We start from the raw sequence: 17,926 nt of genomic DNA on the forward strand, positions 1-17,926 counted from the left end.
ATTAACCCAGAAGCAAGGCATATATTAAAGCCCCGCTGGTTAATATAACTGCTCGCAATTAACTCTAATTAGTTAGGTTATTTAACCAATCTAAAGCAACGCTATCAGCAATTACTTGATCCGGTTCATATTTAGAAACATCCATTAATATCTGAACAAATATCAAGAAGGGATTAACACCAATAAAAAACAATAATGAATTGATATATAAAGAAATAATAATAACTTAATTACAATATCCCACCGTTATTCGATAAGTGGATTTAATTATTCCAGATTTGCATCCTAAATAATTTGAGGAACAAGAAAGCGACTAATTCATCTGTAATTGAATGAATAACGGGCCTATCATAATATAAAAAAAAGCCCACTAAGTGGGCTTCTAAATAGGGTTAAAATAACGCAGAAATATCGCTATCAGTGCAGTAAAGAAATATCCGCCACTTTCAAGAACAGATCGCGTAATTTACTCAGCAACGTTAAACGGTTAACCCGCAGGTTAACATCTTCGTCCATAACCATGACCTGATCGAAGAAGGCTTTAATGTGCTCATGCAGTTCAGCCAGCTCCATTAACCCTTCCTGATAGCGGCCTTCAGCAAAGATTGGCGCCAGCTTGTCACGCAGAACAACAATATGCGTTGCCAAGCGAACTTCTGCCGGTTCTTTCAGTAATGCGGCATTAATGGCATCATGCAGCCGATCTTCGGACTTAGACAGAATATTCGCTACCCGCTTATTGGCCTCAGCCAAAGCAGATGATTCGGCCAGGGTACGGAAGTGAGATACCGCCTTAACTCGGGCATCAAAGTCAGCAGGCTTGGTCGGGCGACGGGCCAGAACAGACAGAATCACGTCGATGCTGTAGCCTTCATCTAAATACCATGCGCGGAAGCGGCCGAGCATAAACTCAACAACCTCGTCAACAACCTTGGTATTAGTCAGCTTCTCACCATACAGACGAACGGCTTCTTCGGTTAAGGTGGTTAAATCTAATGGCAGATTCTTTTCAACGATAATACGTAGCACGCCAAGAGCCGCACGGCGCAGGGCAAACGGGTCTTTATCGCCTTTAGGGTGCTGACCGATACCAAAAATACCCGCGAGGGTATCCATCTTATCGGCAATAGCAACACAGCAAGAAACCAATGAGTCAGGTAAGTTATCACCGGCAAAACGCGGCATATACTGCTCGTTCAGGGCCAGTGCAACCTCTTCGTCTTCACCATCAAAGCGCGCATAGTGCATGCCCATCACGCCCTGAGTATCGGTGAATTCGAACACCATATTGGTCATCAGATCGCATTTAGACAGCAGGCCGGCACGCGTCGCTTTATTGACGTCTGCACCGATCTGACCGGCAACCCAACCCGCCAGTGCTTCAATACGATCGGTTTTATCACGCAGCGAACCCAGTTGCTGTTGGAACAGGACGGTATCTAAACGTGGTAAACGATCTTCCAGGCGGAGCTTGCGGTCAGTCTTGAAGAAAAATTCGGCATCAGCCAGACGAGGGCGAACAACTTTTTCATTGCCGGAAATAATCTGCTGAGGATCTTTAGAGACAATATTGGTCACAAAGATAAAGTTCGGCATCAGGTTGCCTTGCTTATCGTACACCGGGAAATACTTCTGATCCCCTTTCATGGTGTACACCAGCGCTTCAGAAGGCACGGCCAAGAACTTCTCTTCGAAGGTCGCGGTTAATACCACCGGCCATTCAACCAGAGACGTCACCTCTTCCAGCAGGCTATCACTGATATCAGCCACGCCGCCCAGCTTCTCGGCAGCGGCTTCTGCATCACGTTTGATCAGTAACTTACGCGAGTCGTAATCAGCAATAACCTTACCGCGCTCAATCAGAATTTGTGGGTACTGATCGGCATTATCAATAGTGAATTCCTGCTCGCCCATAAAGCGATGGCCGCGAATGGTGCGGGCAGACTCAATACCTAAAATAGTTCCGGCAATCAGCTCGCTACCAAACAGCATAGTCACCGTATGGACAGGTCGAATAAACTGAGTCTCTTTGTCACCCCAGCGCATTGGCTTTGGAATAGGCAGTTTAGCCAGTGACTGAGCGACTAAATCAGCAAGCAGAGCCTGAACCGGCTGGCCTTTAACGTTAGCACGGTATAAAAGCCATTCGCCTTTATCGGTAGCTAAACGTTCAGCCTGATCGACGGTAATACCACAGCCACGCGCCCAACCTTCGGCGGCTTTACTTGGTTTACCTTCTGCATCAAATGCTTGAGATACGGCAGGGCCGCGCTTTTCGACTTCACGATCGGGCTGAGAATCGTTTAATCCGACAACTTTAAGTGCCAGACGACGCGGCGCGGCAAACCATTCAACGCCACCGTAAACCAAATTAGCGCTGTCTAATTCAGCCTTGAAATTCGCAGCAAAAGATTCAGCAAGAGAACGAAGCGCCTTCGGTGGCAGCTCTTCCGTGCCGATTTCCACGAGGAAAGTTTGTTGAGTCATGGCGTCCTCTTAAACCTTTTTCTTATCTGATGAGTGACACATAGGGAAACCTAATGCTTCACGCGAAGCATAGTAAGCTTCGGCCACGCCTTTAGTCAGCGTACGAATACGCAGAATATAGCGCTGGCGCTCCGTTACAGAGATGGCTTTACGGGCATCCAGTAAGTTGAAGCTGTGTGCCGCTTTTAAAATACGCTCATAGGCAGGCAGAGGAAGCGGGGTTTCTAATGCCAGTAACTTCTGGGCTTCTTTTTCATACTGATCAAAGCAGGTGAACAAGAAGTCAGTGTCAGCATATTCAAAGTTATAGGTCGACTGTTCCACTTCATTTTGATGATAAATATCACCGTAAGTGGTTTTGCCCAGCGGGCCATCACACCATACCAGATCGTAAACGCTGTCTACGCCCTGAATGTACATAGCTAAGCGCTCAAGCCCGTAAGTGATCTCACCGGTAACCGGTTTACACTCAAGGCCACCAACCTGTTGGAAATAGGTGAACTGAGTGACTTCCATCCCGTTCAGCCAAACTTCCCAGCCAAGACCCCAGGCACCCAGCGTTGGGTTTTCCCAGTTATCTTCAACAAAGCGAATATCATGAATGGTCGGATCCACACCCAACTCTTTCAGGGAACCTAAATAAAGCTCCTGAATATTGTCCGGAGAGGGTTTGATAATCACCTGAAACTGGTAATAGTGCTGTAGGCGGTTAGGGTTTTCACCATATCGGCCATCCGTCGGACGACGAGAAGGCTGCACATAAGCAGCTGCAATAGGTTCAGGCCCTAAAGCCCGTAAACAGGTAATCGGGTGTGACGTACCGGCACCGACTTCCATATCCAATGGTTGGATAATGGTACAGCCCTGACGCGCCCAATAATCCTGTAGTGTTAGGATTAATCCTTGAAAGGTTTTATTATCGAACTTCTGCATGTTGGATCCGCACGCGATATTAAGTGGATTTAAATGTAGTGGATCAGTATACCTATAGACGGCTAGATATACAGCTCAAATCCATATTAGACGTAGGATTTCTTACATACCGGGGTGAAAAAATGCAGCGTTGTAGTTGGGTAAATCAGGATCCTCTTTATATTGATTACCATGATACTGAGTGGGGTAAACCTATTCACGATGGGCAAAAGCTATTTGAAAAGATTTGTCTTGAAGGCCAGCAGGCCGGCTTATCGTGGATTACCGTACTCAAAAAACGCGAAACCTATCGCCAGTGTTTCCACCACTTTGATCCGATAAAAGTGGCAGCGATGACGCCCGAAGATATCGATACGCTGATGCTAAACGCCGGATTAATCCGCCATAGAGGTAAGCTGGAAGCTATTGTAAATAATGCCAAAGCCTACCTCGCTATGCAGGAACAAGGCGACGATTTTGCTGAATTTATTTGGTCATTTGTCGATAACAAGCCGGTGATTAACCACCACTCGCTGAAAACGCCGGAAACGTTTCCGACCTCAACGCCCGCATCAGATGCTATGGCCAAGGCGCTAAAAAAACGCGGCTTTAAATTTGTCGGCACCACTATCTGTTACGCCTATATGCAATCAATGGGGTTAATCAATGACCATATGATTGAATGTTTCTGCCATCCGGATAACCTTAAATGATTCGTCTTTATCAACCGCAGGATCTCGAACCGCTGATGAGCCTGTGGTTAACCACCACCACTGAAGCCCATCCGTTTATTGACCAAAGCTATTGGCTGGACAGCGAGCCCTTAGTGCGCAACGTCTATATTCCTGATGCGACAACTTGGGTTTATAGCCGCAGCGGTGATATCGATGGATTTATCAGCGTGATGGAGCAGCAATTTATTGGCGCGCTGTTTGTCCGACAGTCAGAACAGGGAAAGGGAGTGGGAAAGACGCTGATGGCTCAAGCTCAAGAGCACTACCCTAAGCTACTGCTGGAAGTCTATCAGCAGAACCTGACTGCGGTCAGTTTTTATCAAAAAATGGGATTCACCACGGCCAGTGAACAGCCCCATCCTGAAACCAATCAAATCACATTAATTATGCAGTGGATGGCAGATTTATCGGGGTATAGTTCATCAGCCTAAAAAGAGAGTCCTTGCAGGCTGATGAACGGCTGATATTTAAATCACCGGCTTCCATTCTGGGTTAAGCGTTAGTTTGCCGATATTTTTATAACCTAATGAATTAGCTCTTTTTGCGTCCAACTCAGGCATCTTTTCTTTAACGATGCTTTCACATTGGCTGTGCAGCAAGCCACCTAAGTCATTGCCGCTAATCGGACCGGACTTAGCATCAGGAATGGCGCCAAAGCCTATCGTAATGCTGTCGGTTTCCAGATAATAGGCCTCAGACGCGCGCCTGCTGTATGGAATATGACGCATAAACTCATCACTAAACGTGATTTGGTTCGGGTAGTCCGGCTCCATCATCCTTAAGCCAATATTCAGAGATTCCCGAGAGTCATTTTCGGTTTCAATCAACTGGGCCAGCTGTTCTTTTGACATCTGACTGCGTTTATCATCAGGAATATCGGCCTCGGTCATTCTCGGCAATGGGCCTTTGATGACCAAGTCAGGCAAATCCTGAGTTAAAGGCACCTTAATCTGGCAATAAACCGTGTTATCACCATATGGCTTTTTTACCCCGGGAATATTCAGCGTCTGGGTATAAACCTGAACCTCTGTTCTTGCCCAATCTATTTGCGACGAATAGCTGCCTTGCTGACCCATACCCACCTGTTTAAGGGTCTCAAGTATCGACTTTTCATCTTCATCAGTCACATCATTGACATCAATGAAATTCACCGTCACGGTGGTGTTGAATGATGCCTGATATTCCTGAGTTTTAGCTAAAACCGTCTCTACCCACTCTTTAGAAGTGTCGTTGCTACCCAGCGTTACCTGAAAAACTTTATTACCGACAGGCCCGCTCAGACCAGAAACAGACACCGTTTGCCCGTTAAGTTCTTTTTGTGCACCGGAGAATAATGCCGCAACAGCGCTGGGTTTGAAGCTACTGTCCGATCCGTTCCATGTCCCCTGAATCTCGGGTTCTTTACAACCGGCGAGCAAAAATAATGTGGCCAACGGTAATATTACGCGTCTGACCCTAATGAATTCCATTTACCCATGTCCCTATAGCTTATCAACAGAAAATAGACGTTGAGTCTATTACATTAAACCCGATACAGAGAGCGTTTTTATTGGGAGATGAAACCCATCAAAAGCAGCAGAAACAACTGGTAACAGCATTATTTACCCTACTTTCCCTAGATGGGCTGTTATAATCAGTGCCGAAGTATGGCTTATAGCCGCATAAACACGGGTACAGAGAGGATTAACCACCGATTTTTTCGTTGTTAAAGAACTGTACCTCAAGTGAAAAATTTGTGTAAAGGAACTTCCATTCTGCCGTATTTGGTCTTTAATCTGCGTTATCGGACAGACGACGAATGAGGGTTTTATGATGAAAAAATTTATTGCTGTAATGACCATTGTTACTGCCTCGGCGATGACGCTGGCTGGTTGTTCAAACCCCTACGGTGGAAATTCCCAGTCAAGTAATCAGGCCGGAAATGTGGGTGTTGGGGCAGGCGTTGGTGCCGTAGTGGGAGCTGGCATTGGCGCACTATCGTCTTCACACAAAGATTACAAGAAAGGCGCACTGATTGGCGCTGCTGCTGGCGCAGCCGTTGGTGCAGCCTCCGGAGCTGCTTTGGGTAGTTCCGGTTCGCAACAGTAAGGAAATAGTATGAAAAAGCATATGATCGCCATCGCTCTGGTTATTAGCGGTACGTTGGCAGTATCCGGTTGTACCACTAACCCTTATACCGGTGAATCTGAAGCAGGAAAAGCAGGTATTGGTGCCGGAATTGGCGCCGCTGTAGGCGCCGGTATCGGAGCCCTGTCTTCATCTAAAAAAGACCGCGGTAAAGGTGCACTGATTGGTGCAGCGGCCGGTGCCGCATTAGGCGGTGGTGCTGGTTATTATATGGACGTACAAGAAGCTAAGTTACGTGAAAAAATGTCCGGAACGGGCGTCAGCGTAACCCGCCAGGGCGATCAAATCATTTTGAATATGCCAAACAATGTGACCTTCGACAGCAGCAGCAGCACGCTGAAACCTGCCGGAGCAAACACGCTGACTGGCGTCGCTATGGTACTCAAAGAGTACAATAAAACGGCGGTAAATATCGTTGGTCATACCGATAATACCGGTACCCGGGCACTGAATATGAATCTGTCTCAGCAACGTGCTGACAGCGTAGCCAGCTCATTAATTACTCAGGGTGTTGGCGCTAACCGCATTCGTACCGTGGGCGCAGGTCCGGACCAGCCAATAGCCTCTAACAGCACAGAGCAAGGCAAAGCACAGAACCGCCGGGTCACCATCACCTTAAGCCCGCTGTAATTCTGCGGCGCTATAACGTGAATTAAAAAAACAGAAAGCTGAAATACGTGGATCATATTGAAAAGCCGAAGCGATAAAACGCTTCGGCTTTTTTATGTTATCGCTCATTTTTCACCGCTAAGCCTGGGTACTAGATATGCGCCCGGCAATAAGAACGCCAAATACTATCCCGCTCAATGGCCTGATTGACGTTTACCGCATCAACCCACTCTTTAGTTGACACCACGCTGGCGAAACGGGAATGAAACACCACGCTGAATACCCGATGAATCTCTTCTGCACTGGCACTTCCGGCCTGATTCTTATAGCTAAGGCTCCCGCTGGCGTCAGCCAAAAACTCAACCTTAAACCCGGCATGGGCCGCATGATTAATCGTTGAAGCATCACAGTTATGAGTCATATAGCCCACTACGGTTAGCGTATCTATCTGACGTTCAGTTAACCATTCCATCAAATCCGTGGCGCTAAAAGCGCTGGGTAGCATTTTCTCAACATAATGCTGACAAGAACGGCTGGCGACTAAAGGGTGTAGCGCCCAACCATCGCTGCCTTTAGCAAAGATTGGTGACTCCTCCGGGGCGCTGTTCTGAACGATAACAACCGGAATTCCGCTGGCACTGGCCGTATCCATGGCCAGTAGAATATTACTCAGTGACCGTTCTGTCGGTGGATATTCAATGGGTAAACTTCCGATGAAATACTCATTTTGTACATCAATCACGATCAGGGCGCGTTTAGGTGATATTGGCATAATTTAATCCGGTGCGTTATTGAGTGTTTTTATTGTGCAGATCTGCGGAAAGTAAAAAAAGTGGCCTGAAATACCATTAACGAAAGTATCAGGCCAAAACATCATCCAACCTTATAGCCAGAAAATCGCAATTAACGCCCCCACAAAGCGGAGTATGGCCGAAATGCCAAAAGCGCCGGCAGCACCGGTCGCAATATCAATAACTTCGCCGCTGATAAATGAACCAAATACCGCAACGCCTATTGCGCTCCCCACCTGACGCGCCGTATTCAATATTGCCGATGCCGTCGCCGAACGTTGAGGCTCAACGCTCCCTATAATCATCGAAATCAGGGTCGGTGTGCCAATACCTGCGCCAAAGGCAAGTAATAGCAATGCTGGAAGAATCTGCCAGTAGGTGGTTGTGGCATTAATACCGTATAACATCACAAAAGCGAATGCCGACAGCATAAAGCCAACTAATACCGTGACTCTCGGGGTAAATCGCAGAGACAGCCGGGCACTAATTAAATTAGCCAGCATAATGATAGTAAAGGGTAAAAGTGCGAATCCGGCCATTACCGGCGTGTAATCTCTGGCCCGCTGAAAATAAATACTTAGCACAAAGATTGAGCCATAAAATGTCATATTCATGATCCCACCGAGCACAATGGTGGCGGTGAACCTCTTACGGCGAAATAACCCCAAGGGCAGCATCGGCTCGGTTACCAGCATTTCGTTAGCCATAAAGGCAACGACCAATATCGCGGCAAGTGCAAAACTCAATATAACCATTCGGTTATCCCAGCCCAGCGAGCCAGCCTCAATGATTGACCGGGTCAGAAAAAACAACGCCAATACGGCCAGAATCTGACCGGATAGATCGAATCTTCGGGACGACACCTTTACCGTTTCAGAAACATAAGTCCGACAAGCCCACAGCCCGAACAGGCAAATAGGTACATTGACCAGAAAAATAGCCCGCCAGCCAAACCAATCGGTTAGCGCCCCGCCAATAACCGGTCCCATAGCACTGACGACGCCCCCAATAGCGCTCCACCATCCGATAGCATGATGACGGGCATTCGCGTCGCCCGCGCTGGCATGAGAAAGCAATGAAAGTGAAGTGGGAAAGATAAGCGCAGCGCCAATACCTTGTAGTGCTCTGGCAATAACGAGTATCAGTATGTTAGGTGCAAAGGCACAGGCCGCAGAGGCGAAACCAAACAAGATTAATCCATAACAAAATATGCGCCGGCTACCAAAATAATCCCCCAGCGTACCCGCGGTCAGTAAAAAAGAGGCAAAGGTTAACGTATAAGCATTTACTAGCCATTGAAGACCCGCCATATCAGAATCCATACTGATACCGATTTGCGGCATCGCCACATTTACGATGGTGACATCCAGTTGTACAACCACAAAGCCAAAGCTGGTGGCGGCCAATGTCCATAAAGCTCTTGAAGCCTGATTATTACCAGCTTGCGATCGCACGATGTCTTTCATAAGGTCATTCCCCGTCGAAGAACTCTCGACAATAACGTTTCTCTGGCGGTAATTTTGCGGATTAATCGACCAACAAAAAAGTGACCCGAATGACCTTTATAGATAGAATCGGGCCATTAGTCTGATTTAATGGTCTGCGATGGAGATAACAATGGCTGTATGTGAAAAAATCGTCACTATTGCGGTTGCTGCCTATGACGGTATCAATCCGTTTCACCTTTCCATTCCCTCGATGGTATTTGAAAGCAGTCGTGATAAGGATGACGGTGCACCACGATTAAAGGTGATGATTTGCGGCACCAGAAAAGGGGAAATTAAAACGTCGATGGGATTTAGCATTACCCCGCAACATACCATTGCAGATTTCAGTCAGGCACAGATTGTTATCGTGCCTTCATGGCAAAACGTTGAAGCCGCGGTGCCTCCTCCGCTGATTGAAGCATTAAAGATTGCTCATCAAAGGGGAGCAAAAGTTGTTGGCTTATGTCTGGGTACCTTTGTATTGGCTGAAGCTGGCCTGCTGGATGGAAAACTGGCTACCACACACTGGAAATGGGCCGATACCTTTATTCAACGCTATCCGGCGGTGCGACTTGACGCCGCTCAGCTCTATATCGATCAGGGTGATGTCGTCACCTCCGCCGGCGTTGCCGCAGCCATCGACTGCTGCCTGCACTTACTCAGACAGATCTGCGGGGCTGAAGTCGCCAATCAGGTCGCGCGCAAGATGGTGGTTGCCCCCCATCGGCAGGGCGGGCAGGCACAGTTCATTGATAAACCGCTGCCAGTATCCCGTCAGGACGACCGTTTGTCTCAGTTATTACAATGGATAACCCTGCACCCTGAACTCCCCCACACTATCGATAGCCTGGCAGAAAAGGCCATGATGAGCCGTCGGACGTTTACTCGCCACATCCGCCAAATAACCGGCACAACGGTCATGCAATGGTTACTCGATCAGCGCCTTGCTAAGGCCCGGCGGATGCTGGAATCCGGCAGCCAGCCTGTTGAAACTATCGCCGTGGAGTCCGGTTTTGGCTCCGCCACGTCATTACGTCAGCATTTTGCTAAAACGCTCAATATTTCGCCGTCATTATATCGCAGGCAATTTCGCATTAAGAGCCTATCCCAATAGGCGTCACTGTTGCCCCAGTTTGGGATTGACTCTACGCCAACTTTATCGCTGAACTAACCCATTATTTATGCTTAAAGTTGTGCTACTGTTTTAGATTCAAAACACATATCTCAATCGCAGAGGAAAGGAAATGAAGCCATCGGTCATCGCCTATAAGACACTTCCCGCGGACCTCCATGCCAAGCTGGAGCAGCACTTTACCGTTACCGCCTTTGACAGTATTACCGACCAGAACCGCCCGGCATTTATTAAAGCGCTGGGCGAGGCAGAAGGGATGGTCGGTTCAGGTATCACCGTTGATAAAAACCTGCTAGATAACGGCCCTAAGCTCAAAGCCGTTTCTACTATTTCTGCCGGTTATGACAACTTTGACGTTGATACTTTGACCCAGCGAAAAATTGTGCTGATGCATACCCCCGGCGCCCTGACAGAAACCGTCGCCGATACTATTATGGCTCTGGTTCTTTCCACCGCCCGCCGCATTGTTAACGTCGCTGAGCGGGTGAAGTCCGGAGAATGGACTGGCAGCGTTGATGAAAACTGGTTTGGCAGCGATGTTCACCATAAAACCATGGGAATTGTCGGCATGGGCCGGATTGGTATGGCCCTTGCTCAACGCGCCCATTTCGGCTTTGGCATGGATATTATTTACAATACCCGCAGCCGTAATCCTGACGCTGAACAGCGGTTCAATGCCGTTCACCATGAGTTAGACTCCCTGTTGGCTAAATCAGATTTTGTCTGCCTGATTCTGCCGCTAACAGATCAAACTCACCACCTGATGAACGCACAACGCTTTGCACTGATGAAGCCATCAGCATTCTTTATTAATGCCGGCCGTGGCCCGGTCGTTGATGAGAAAGCGTTAATTGATGCATTACAGCAAAAGAAAATTGCCGGTGCCGGTTTAGACGTGTTTGAACAAGAACCGATTAATATCGGCTCTCCTTTGTTGGCAATGCCTAACGTTGTTGCTATTCCACATATCGGCTCTGCCACGTTTGAAGCTCGCTACGCTATGGCAGAGAGCGCCGTAGATAACTTAATCGCTGCGCTGAGCGGAAATATTAAAGAGAACTGCGTTAACCCTCAGGTTATCAAGTAATAGCGGACTACGGGGGCCCGATTCACGGCTCCCGTTAAATTGAATCTCGGCGTAACCACCTCAAAGGTGAAAAAACAGTAAACGGGAATATGAATATATCCCCGATTTGATTAGCATAATCAAATCAAAGTAAAACCAATATCATTACAATTATTCCAGTCGATAAGCCCTTCACAGAACATCTCTCCGCAAAACAAAAATAAGCCCGTAATTAGCCAAAACCTCCTTTTTATTATCCCGTTGCACCCGCCGCTATCTGTCGGTATCGTTACTCTACATTTCAGCTTAATACATCAATGCGTTAACATGACATTTTCATCTTTTGGCAATAAGTTTACCCAATTCTCCGGTATCACTCAGTTAATGAGCGATTTGAACGATGGGCTTAGAACGCCCGGTGCCATCATGCTTGGCGGCGGAAACCCGGCAAAAATTCCAGCGATGCAGGATTATTTTACTCAGCTCTGTGCTGAGATGCTGGCGCAAGGAAAATTAACCGACGCATTGTGTAATTACGACGGCCCTCAGGGTAAGAACACTTTTTTAACTGCGCTGGCGGAACTGCTAAGTCACGAATTAGGCTGGCCCATTGAAGCTAAAAATATTGCCCTGACCAACGGCAGCCAAAGCGCCTTTTTCTATCTATTTAATCTGTTTGCCGGACACCAGCCGGACGGGCAGGTCAAGAAAGTGCTATTCCCGCTGACGCCGGAATATATTGGCTACGCCGATACCGGGCTGGAAGACGATATGATGGTTTCTTATAAGCCAACTATCGAGCTACTGCCTGACGGCATGTTTAAGTATCACGTCGACTTTGATCATCTGCATATCGGTGATGATATTGGCCTGATCTGCGTTTCCCGCCCGACCAACCCGACCGGTAACGTTTTAACCGATGAAGAAGTGATGCGTTTAGACGCTATCGCTAACCAAAAAGGGATCCCGCTGATTATTGATAATGCCTATGGCGTACCGTTCCCGGGCATTATTTTCAGTCAGGCAACGCCGTTATGGAACCCGAATACTATCCTGTGCATGAGCCTGTCTAAGCTGGGCTTGCCGGGCACCCGCTGCGGGATTGTCATTGCCAACGATGAGACTATTCAGGCATTGAGCAATATGAACGGTATCATTAGTCTGTCTCCGGGCAGCATTGGTCCAGCCATTGCTTTAGAGATGATCCAACGCGGCGATCTGCTTAAACTTTCAGAACAGGTTATTCGGCCGTTCTACCAACAGCGGGTTGAGCAAACGATGGACATTGTCCGTCGCTATATCCCGGTTGAACGCTGCCTTATTCATAAGCCTGAAGGCGCTATTTTCCTTTGGCTATGGTTTAAAGATTTACCCATCAGTTGCCAGACACTGTACCAGCGGCTAAAAGCCCGCGGAGTACTGATGGTTCCGGGGCACTATTTCTTTCCCGGATTGGAGCAAAGCTGGCCCCATACTCAGCAATGTATGCGAATGAATTATGTTCCTGAACCGGAACTGATTGAGCGGGGAATTGCTATTCTGGCTGAAGAGCTAGAGCGGGCACATCGCGAAGGTTAGCCCTGATAGATCCATACTAAAAAGAGGCCGTAGCGATAAAGCTACGGCCTCTTTTTTTAATCATAATCTCGGTTTAAGCGAAATTATGCCTGGTGCTCCAGTACACCGGCATCCGGAGTCTTACCTGAGCCAATCGCAATACGCTGAGGCTGCAGCGCTTCCGGGACATGGCGAACGATATCAATATGCAACAGGCCTAAATCAAACTTAGCGTCTGAAACATGCATATGGTCTGCCAGCGTAAAGCTCAATTCAAACGCCTTACAGGTCAAGCCTTGGTGCAGATACTTCACGTCTTTTTGTACCTGAGTCGGATTACCACGCACGGTAAGACGCGGACCTTCCGTTTCAATTTCCAACTCGTCTTGTTTAAATCCGGCTAAGGCCAGCGTGATCCGATAGTGGTTATCGTCACTTTTTTCAATGTTGTAAGGAGGAAAACCCTGAGGATCAACATTGCCTTGCATTGCATTAGCTAGCTTGTCGAAACCAATCCACTGACGAAATAAAGGTGATAAATCATAGTTACGCATTATATAACTCCTTCTTTGAAGCGAGTGATGTTAGCCCCCATTACGGCAGGCGGTTCTATTACGCTGGCACCAAGCGCCAGCATGACAAAATTATTTAATTTCGATACGGCGCGGTTTGCACTCTTCAGGAATAATCCGTACCAGCTCGATATACAGCAGCCCGTTTTCCAGATGTGCACCTTCTACCTGAATATTTTCAGCCAGTTGGAATTTACGTTCGAAGTTACGCTCAGCGATACCCTGATATAAATAACTTTTCTCTTTTTCCTGGCTTGGTTTTGCGCCACGCACGATCAACAAATTTGGCTGGGATGTAATGTCTAGTTCACTTTCAGCAAATCCGGCAACGGCAATCGCAATGCGATAGTGATGTTCATCCACTAACTCAACATTATAGGGAGGGTAACCTCCATTGCTGTGGCTTTGGCCTGACTCAATGGCATTCAGCATACGATCGAAACCAATGGCTGAACGGTATAACGGGGAAAGATCAAAATTGCGCATTAAACGCCTCCTAAATAATCAGCGAGGTAGGTATAACCCCTAAATCATTCAAGTTGCGGGAAACCTGAAAAATAGAGGGTATAATCGTCTTCCATCATTGGACAGACGCTTTTATGTGAGCTGGCAACCCTTTCGGCGGAACCCTTCACTGCCCACATTAACTAAATGGGCGCTAACTGAAAAATTTCAATAGCAAAATTAAATTTTATGACTAGATTTAGTGAAGAGGCATGAGAATCAAGCAGTAATGATTCTAATTTTTCTGCCCGAGTGCTATAACACTACTCTTCATAGTGAGTAGTCCTTAGGATCTGATTATGTACTTTGTGGGTGACATTCAATGATAAACAGTGTGAGGCGCTCATTACTGCCTCTGTATGCCTGTTCGACGATGTTTACTTTGAGCGGATGTTCTAGCATTATGACGCACGCTGGCCCTTATGAAGGCTACTATCCCGGCGCATCGCGTGATATTGAAATGGCCTCAAACGATGAACATGGCTGGATGATGCGCACCATGTTATTGGTTGATCTCCCCTTCTCCGCCGCCCTGGATACGGTTCTTCTACCTTATGACTACTACCGTTCAACCGACGGACGAAAATCCGCCAGAGAAACGATTGCCGCTTCTGAAAAAGAAAAACAGGCCAAAGGACATATGAACGGTTCCGGCTATACCAAACCAAAAGCCAAAGACAAGGGAAAAAAGTAACCCTCTCTGGCCATTAAATGCCACATAACCAAACACGCCTGTTAGGTGGCCGGCTGGCTTAGTTAAAGGTATCTCGCCTAAAGCACTCTCCCTAAACGGTACCCTGACTCTCTGTGAGATAACAAAAAACCCGCCGAAATCAATTAAGACTGCGACGGGTTAGTCGGTACAGACTGGCTTAGCCAGCGCTAAATATTACTTAGGAATACGCAGAACCTGTCCCGGATAAATCTTGTCCGGATGGCTTAACATTGGCTTATTCGCTTCAAAAATCTTCATATATTGATTGGCATTGCCATATTGGCTTTTAGCAATTCCACTCAGGGTATCCCCTTTTTTCACCGTATAAAAACTGCCTTCTTCTGACGGCTGGCTTACAGCAATATTATCCTGCACTTTACCAATACCGGCTACGTTGCCTAAGACTACTAAAATTTTCTCTTTCAGCTCTTGGTCTACTGCTTCACCACCAACGGTAACCGTACCATCTTCAACCTTAACGTCGACTTTGTCTGCGCCAGGTAAACCGACTTTCTCTAAATGCTGTTTTAACTTAGAACTTTGATCTTCAGGCTTACTGCCCGACACGCTATCCCAAAGTTTTTCGCCCGCGTCTTTAACAAAGCTAAATAACCCCATTGTTCTCTCCAATAACCCTGTGATAGTTAATATGGCTTACGTTGCCGAGCCGTTCAAAACGGTTCAGCAACGCAGCTCCCCCAATAATCATAGTCAATTTATGGGAGAACCTACCAATTTACATGAGTTCACCCTCGGTCTCGGTAACGAATATTTGAGTAAAATCATCAACTTCACGCATATAGGCAATATGCTGACCATCCGGAGAAAACACCACAGCATCAGGCAAGGGTGGGGAAACCGTTTTTTCGGTCAGTCGGCTCACGACACCACTGGCAACATCACATAGCACAACGCTGTTATCCATAATAAAGGTCAGGCTACGGCCATCCGGACTCCAGCTAAACGCCGACTGAACGCCATATTGACCGTTGGTGACTTGAATCAGATCGCCACCTAACGGAGAAACCAGCCAGACCTGAACCACATCAAAGTCATCGTTCATCAAAAATGCAATTTTGCTGCCATCCGGAGAACTACGTATCCAGTGGCGCGGCGAAGTCACCACGCCGGGGTAACGACGATCGCCGGTATACGTCAGGCGGCGCTGTTTTACCCCCGCCGGAGGCGCAGGTAAGCTGGTTTCAGTCCCACTTAGCGGTAATTCGCCTTCCACTGCGTAATCAGCCAGCGACTCCGGTAAGTCAACAATAAACACTTCTGGCAGCATGCTGCCATCTTCTGCTTTGGTATTGCCGATAAACGCCAATGCCCAACGCTGTACTGAACCATCGGCTTTAAGATATCCCTGAGTGCCGACCCAGCCCTCTTCATAAGCTCGGCTTATTTGATCGCTTCCGGCTTCAGGATCAGTCACCGTAGAACTGGCCAAGACGCAAAAATGGCTACCGCCGTATTCTCTTGGATTCTGCGGCTCAACCACAACATTATGCAGAGGGACAGCAACGCCGACATTTCGCTGGTCGAATTCAGCCCCAAGCTGATGCATCAGATGATCGTTATAGGTAAAGCTCAGGCGACTACCGTCAGGGCTAAAAACATGAACGTGAGACCCGCCACGCAATGCGCCGAGGGTAAAAGGTGGGGTAATGTCCATCGCATCCAGCGTCACAGCATGCCGGCGCAGAGGCTCGGTAACAATAACACCGCGTCGATGATGAAAATCGTAATGCCACTGGTCATCAGGATTATCGGGGCTATGAATAAAGGCATAACGCACAGGTTCAACCGGGCTTACCGTAGCCACTCCGACATAAGTATCCTGCGCTGCCTGATAAATAATATCGACTTCGCACGTATCGATATTCACCCGCTCTATGGTTTTACCGGTAAATGATGCACCGCTTGGCCGGACATCATAAATCAACCACTGGCTGTCCGGGGTCCAGACGTTAACGTTAGTTAACTGATGGTTGCGGGGCGTATAGGTAATTTGTTTTTCTGTTTCGCGCATATGATGAGCTCCTACCTTTTCGCCAATACGAATCCTTATGTTGCAAGATAAAAGCCGAACTGTCACTGGAAGGTTATAAAAAAAACTTATTCAATTTTTTCGTCACCAGAAGCGCGGAGTTGATACAAAGGCCAAAAGGCCAGAGTAAGCTCTGGCCTTTGGTATTAATAACTAGCGATCTTCAATTCTCTTCACTTCGCCCACCAACAGAATGTAGGACAGAGCGCCGAGAACAGCGACCGATGAGATATAGACCAGGGAAGGAGCAAACCCGTAATTCTGCGCTAAATAACCCACAATCAAAGGCACAGTAATACCACCCAGACCGCCAACAAAGTTAAACACCCCGCCAGTCAGGCCGATTAAGCGTACCGGTGCCAACGAAGAAACCAGAGACCAGGTAATTGAGGCAAAACCGTTACCAAAGAATGCTAATGCCATCAGTACCATAATCCAGATTGGATCGTTGGTGTAGTTAGCACCCATAATGCAGGATGAAAGCAGCAGACCACAGATAATTGGCGTTTTACGAGCAAAACCTAAAGACTTACCGTTACGCGTCAGCTTATCGGCCAGTTGACCCGATAACAGCACGCCAAAAAACGCGGCCAGAAAAGGAACGGTCGTCATAAAACCGGCAGTCAGCGCTGCAATGCCCTTTTCCTGAGTCAGGTAGTTAGGAAACCAGGTTAAAAAGAACCACAGCATAGACGTAATCGCAAACTGCCCCAGATATACACCGATTAATTTACGGTGAAAAATCAATTTCCAGTCAGACTTGGTAAACTGAACTTTCTCTTTCTTCTCGATAAATGCATCGCCATCAACCATGCCGCCGCCGGACTCAATATATTCCAGTTCCTGCTTATTGATACCTTTGCTTTTTCTTGGATTCTGGTAATTAAAATGCCACACCGCCGCCCAGACAATACCAATAGCGCCGGTAATAAAGAATACCCAGTGCCAGCTTAGTAATTCCTGAATCCAAATCAGCAGCGGCGTTAAGAATGCTAGCCCAACAAACTGTCCGGAGGTATAAAACCCAACGGCTCCGGCCCGTTCTTGCTCAGGGCGCCTGCATTACTTAAACACAAATCTCCAAAACTCAAGTAAACCTAGTTAATACCTGCAATCCAGAAGATATCCATTCTATCTAATTCAACTCAGAACTACCCCAATCAATATGTATATGTGTATAGAA

Annotated in this window: 17 protein-coding genes and 1 pseudogene; 8 read left to right on the forward strand and 10 right to left on the reverse strand. The window is 47.4% G+C overall.

Features of this window, described 5'->3' with window-relative positions:
- Positions 1-417 precede the first annotated feature (417 nt).
- A complete protein-coding gene (gene glyS, locus YWE_RS0104355) occupies positions 418-2,487 on the reverse strand; it encodes a glycine--tRNA ligase subunit beta (RefSeq protein ID WP_029093414.1) in 2,070 nt (689 codons plus the stop codon).
- 9 nt (positions 2,488-2,496) lie between these two features.
- The gene (glyQ, locus tag YWE_RS0104360) at positions 2,497-3,420 is read right to left on the reverse strand and encodes a glycine--tRNA ligase subunit alpha (RefSeq protein ID WP_029093415.1); all 924 of its coding nucleotides are present in this window, start codon (positions 3,418-3,420) and stop codon (positions 2,497-2,499) included.
- Positions 3,421-3,542: 122 nt separating this feature from the next.
- On the opposite strand from glyQ, the gene YWE_RS0104365 reads away from it, so the two are divergent.
- Both YWE_RS0104365 and YWE_RS0104370 read left to right on the forward strand, forming a co-directional pair.
- The gene (locus tag YWE_RS0104365; protein WP_029093416.1) at positions 3,543-4,112 is read left to right on the forward strand and encodes a DNA-3-methyladenine glycosylase I; all 570 of its coding nucleotides are present in this window, start codon (positions 3,543-3,545) and stop codon (positions 4,110-4,112) included.
- Entirely contained in the window at positions 4,109-4,564 is a 456-nt protein-coding gene (locus YWE_RS0104370) for an N-acetyltransferase (RefSeq protein ID WP_029093417.1), read from the forward strand. Before YWE_RS0104365 ends, YWE_RS0104370 begins: the two co-directional genes overlap by 4 nt.
- Before the next feature lie 36 nt (positions 4,565-4,600).
- On the opposite strand, the gene YWE_RS0104375 is transcribed toward YWE_RS0104370, so the two are convergent.
- Positions 4,601-5,602: a hypothetical protein gene (locus YWE_RS0104375; protein ID WP_029093418.1), complete on the reverse strand. Its 1,002-nt coding sequence runs from the start codon at positions 5,600-5,602 to the stop codon at positions 4,601-4,603.
- Between the two features lie 340 nt (positions 5,603-5,942).
- Here YWE_RS0104375 and YWE_RS0104380 point away from each other — a divergent pair, with 340 nt between their 5' ends.
- The gene (locus tag YWE_RS0104380; protein WP_029093419.1) at positions 5,943-6,221 is read left to right on the forward strand and encodes a glycine zipper 2TM domain-containing protein; all 279 of its coding nucleotides are present in this window, start codon (positions 5,943-5,945) and stop codon (positions 6,219-6,221) included.
- 9 nt (positions 6,222-6,230) lie between these two features.
- Positions 6,231-6,890 carry an OmpA family lipoprotein gene (locus tag YWE_RS0104385; protein WP_029093420.1) on the forward strand — a complete coding sequence of 220 codons (660 nt, stop codon included), beginning with the start codon at positions 6,231-6,233 and terminating at the stop codon, positions 6,888-6,890.
- A 130-nt stretch (positions 6,891-7,020) separates the two neighbouring features.
- Here the strand turns inward: YWE_RS0104385 and YWE_RS0104390 are convergent, their stop codons facing one another.
- Both YWE_RS0104390 and YWE_RS0104395 read right to left on the reverse strand, forming a co-directional pair.
- Positions 7,021-7,641 carry a cysteine hydrolase family protein gene (locus YWE_RS0104390; RefSeq protein ID WP_029093421.1) on the reverse strand — a complete coding sequence of 207 codons (621 nt, stop codon included), beginning with the start codon at positions 7,639-7,641 and terminating at the stop codon, positions 7,021-7,023.
- A 111-nt stretch (positions 7,642-7,752) separates the two neighbouring features.
- A complete protein-coding gene (locus tag YWE_RS0104395; RefSeq protein WP_029093422.1) occupies positions 7,753-9,126 on the reverse strand; it encodes an MFS transporter in 1,374 nt (457 codons plus the stop codon).
- A gap of 151 nt (positions 9,127-9,277) precedes the next feature.
- Here YWE_RS0104395 and YWE_RS0104400 point away from each other — a divergent pair, with 151 nt between their 5' ends.
- The 3 genes from YWE_RS0104400 (at position 9,278) to YWE_RS0104410 (ending at position 12,923) form a co-directional block, all read left to right on the forward strand.
- Positions 9,278-10,261 (forward strand): GlxA family transcriptional regulator, encoded by a 984-nt coding sequence (locus tag YWE_RS0104400; RefSeq protein ID WP_036014999.1) that lies wholly within the window; start codon positions 9,278-9,280, stop codon positions 10,259-10,261.
- A gap of 130 nt (positions 10,262-10,391) precedes the next feature.
- Positions 10,392-11,366 (forward strand): glyoxylate/hydroxypyruvate reductase GhrB, encoded by a 975-nt coding sequence (ghrB, locus tag YWE_RS0104405; RefSeq protein ID WP_029093424.1) that lies wholly within the window; start codon positions 10,392-10,394, stop codon positions 11,364-11,366.
- 306 nt (positions 11,367-11,672) lie between these two features.
- On the forward strand, positions 11,673-12,923 hold the full coding sequence (locus tag YWE_RS0104410) for a valine--pyruvate transaminase (RefSeq protein WP_029093425.1): 1,251 nt from the start codon (positions 11,673-11,675) through the stop codon (positions 12,921-12,923).
- A gap of 83 nt (positions 12,924-13,006) precedes the next feature.
- Here YWE_RS0104410 and ibpB read toward each other — a convergent pair whose 3' ends face one another.
- Together ibpB and ibpA are read right to left on the reverse strand one after the other, a co-directional pair.
- Positions 13,007-13,456 carry a small heat shock chaperone IbpB gene (ibpB, locus tag YWE_RS0104415; protein ID WP_029093426.1) on the reverse strand — a complete coding sequence of 150 codons (450 nt, stop codon included), beginning with the start codon at positions 13,454-13,456 and terminating at the stop codon, positions 13,007-13,009.
- A gap of 90 nt (positions 13,457-13,546) precedes the next feature.
- On the reverse strand, positions 13,547-13,960 hold the full coding sequence (gene ibpA, locus YWE_RS0104420) for a small heat shock chaperone IbpA (protein ID WP_029093427.1): 414 nt from the start codon (positions 13,958-13,960) through the stop codon (positions 13,547-13,549).
- A gap of 340 nt (positions 13,961-14,300) precedes the next feature.
- Between ibpA and YWE_RS26605 the strand changes: the two genes are divergently transcribed.
- A complete protein-coding gene (locus tag YWE_RS26605; protein WP_071605823.1) occupies positions 14,301-14,672 on the forward strand; it encodes a YceK/YidQ family lipoprotein in 372 nt (123 codons plus the stop codon).
- A gap of 195 nt (positions 14,673-14,867) precedes the next feature.
- Here YWE_RS26605 and lysM read toward each other — a convergent pair whose 3' ends face one another.
- The 3 genes and pseudogenes from lysM to YWE_RS26610 form a co-directional block, all read right to left on the reverse strand.
- Entirely contained in the window at positions 14,868-15,311 is a 444-nt protein-coding gene (gene lysM / locus YWE_RS0104430; protein ID WP_029093428.1) for a peptidoglycan-binding protein LysM, read from the reverse strand.
- A 118-nt stretch (positions 15,312-15,429) separates the two neighbouring features.
- Positions 15,430-16,725, reverse strand: coding sequence for a YidR family protein (locus YWE_RS0104435; protein ID WP_029093429.1), 1,296 nt, complete (start codon positions 16,723-16,725; stop codon positions 15,430-15,432).
- A gap of 171 nt (positions 16,726-16,896) precedes the next feature.
- Positions 16,897-17,796: pseudogene (locus YWE_RS26610) on the reverse strand (MFS transporter); the annotation flags it as partial.
- Positions 17,797-17,926: the final 130 nt, after the last annotated feature.

It is taken from the genome of Budvicia aquatica DSM 5075 = ATCC 35567 (genome assembly GCF_000427805.1).
Classification (GTDB): Bacteria; Pseudomonadota; Gammaproteobacteria; order Enterobacterales; family Enterobacteriaceae; genus Budvicia; species Budvicia aquatica.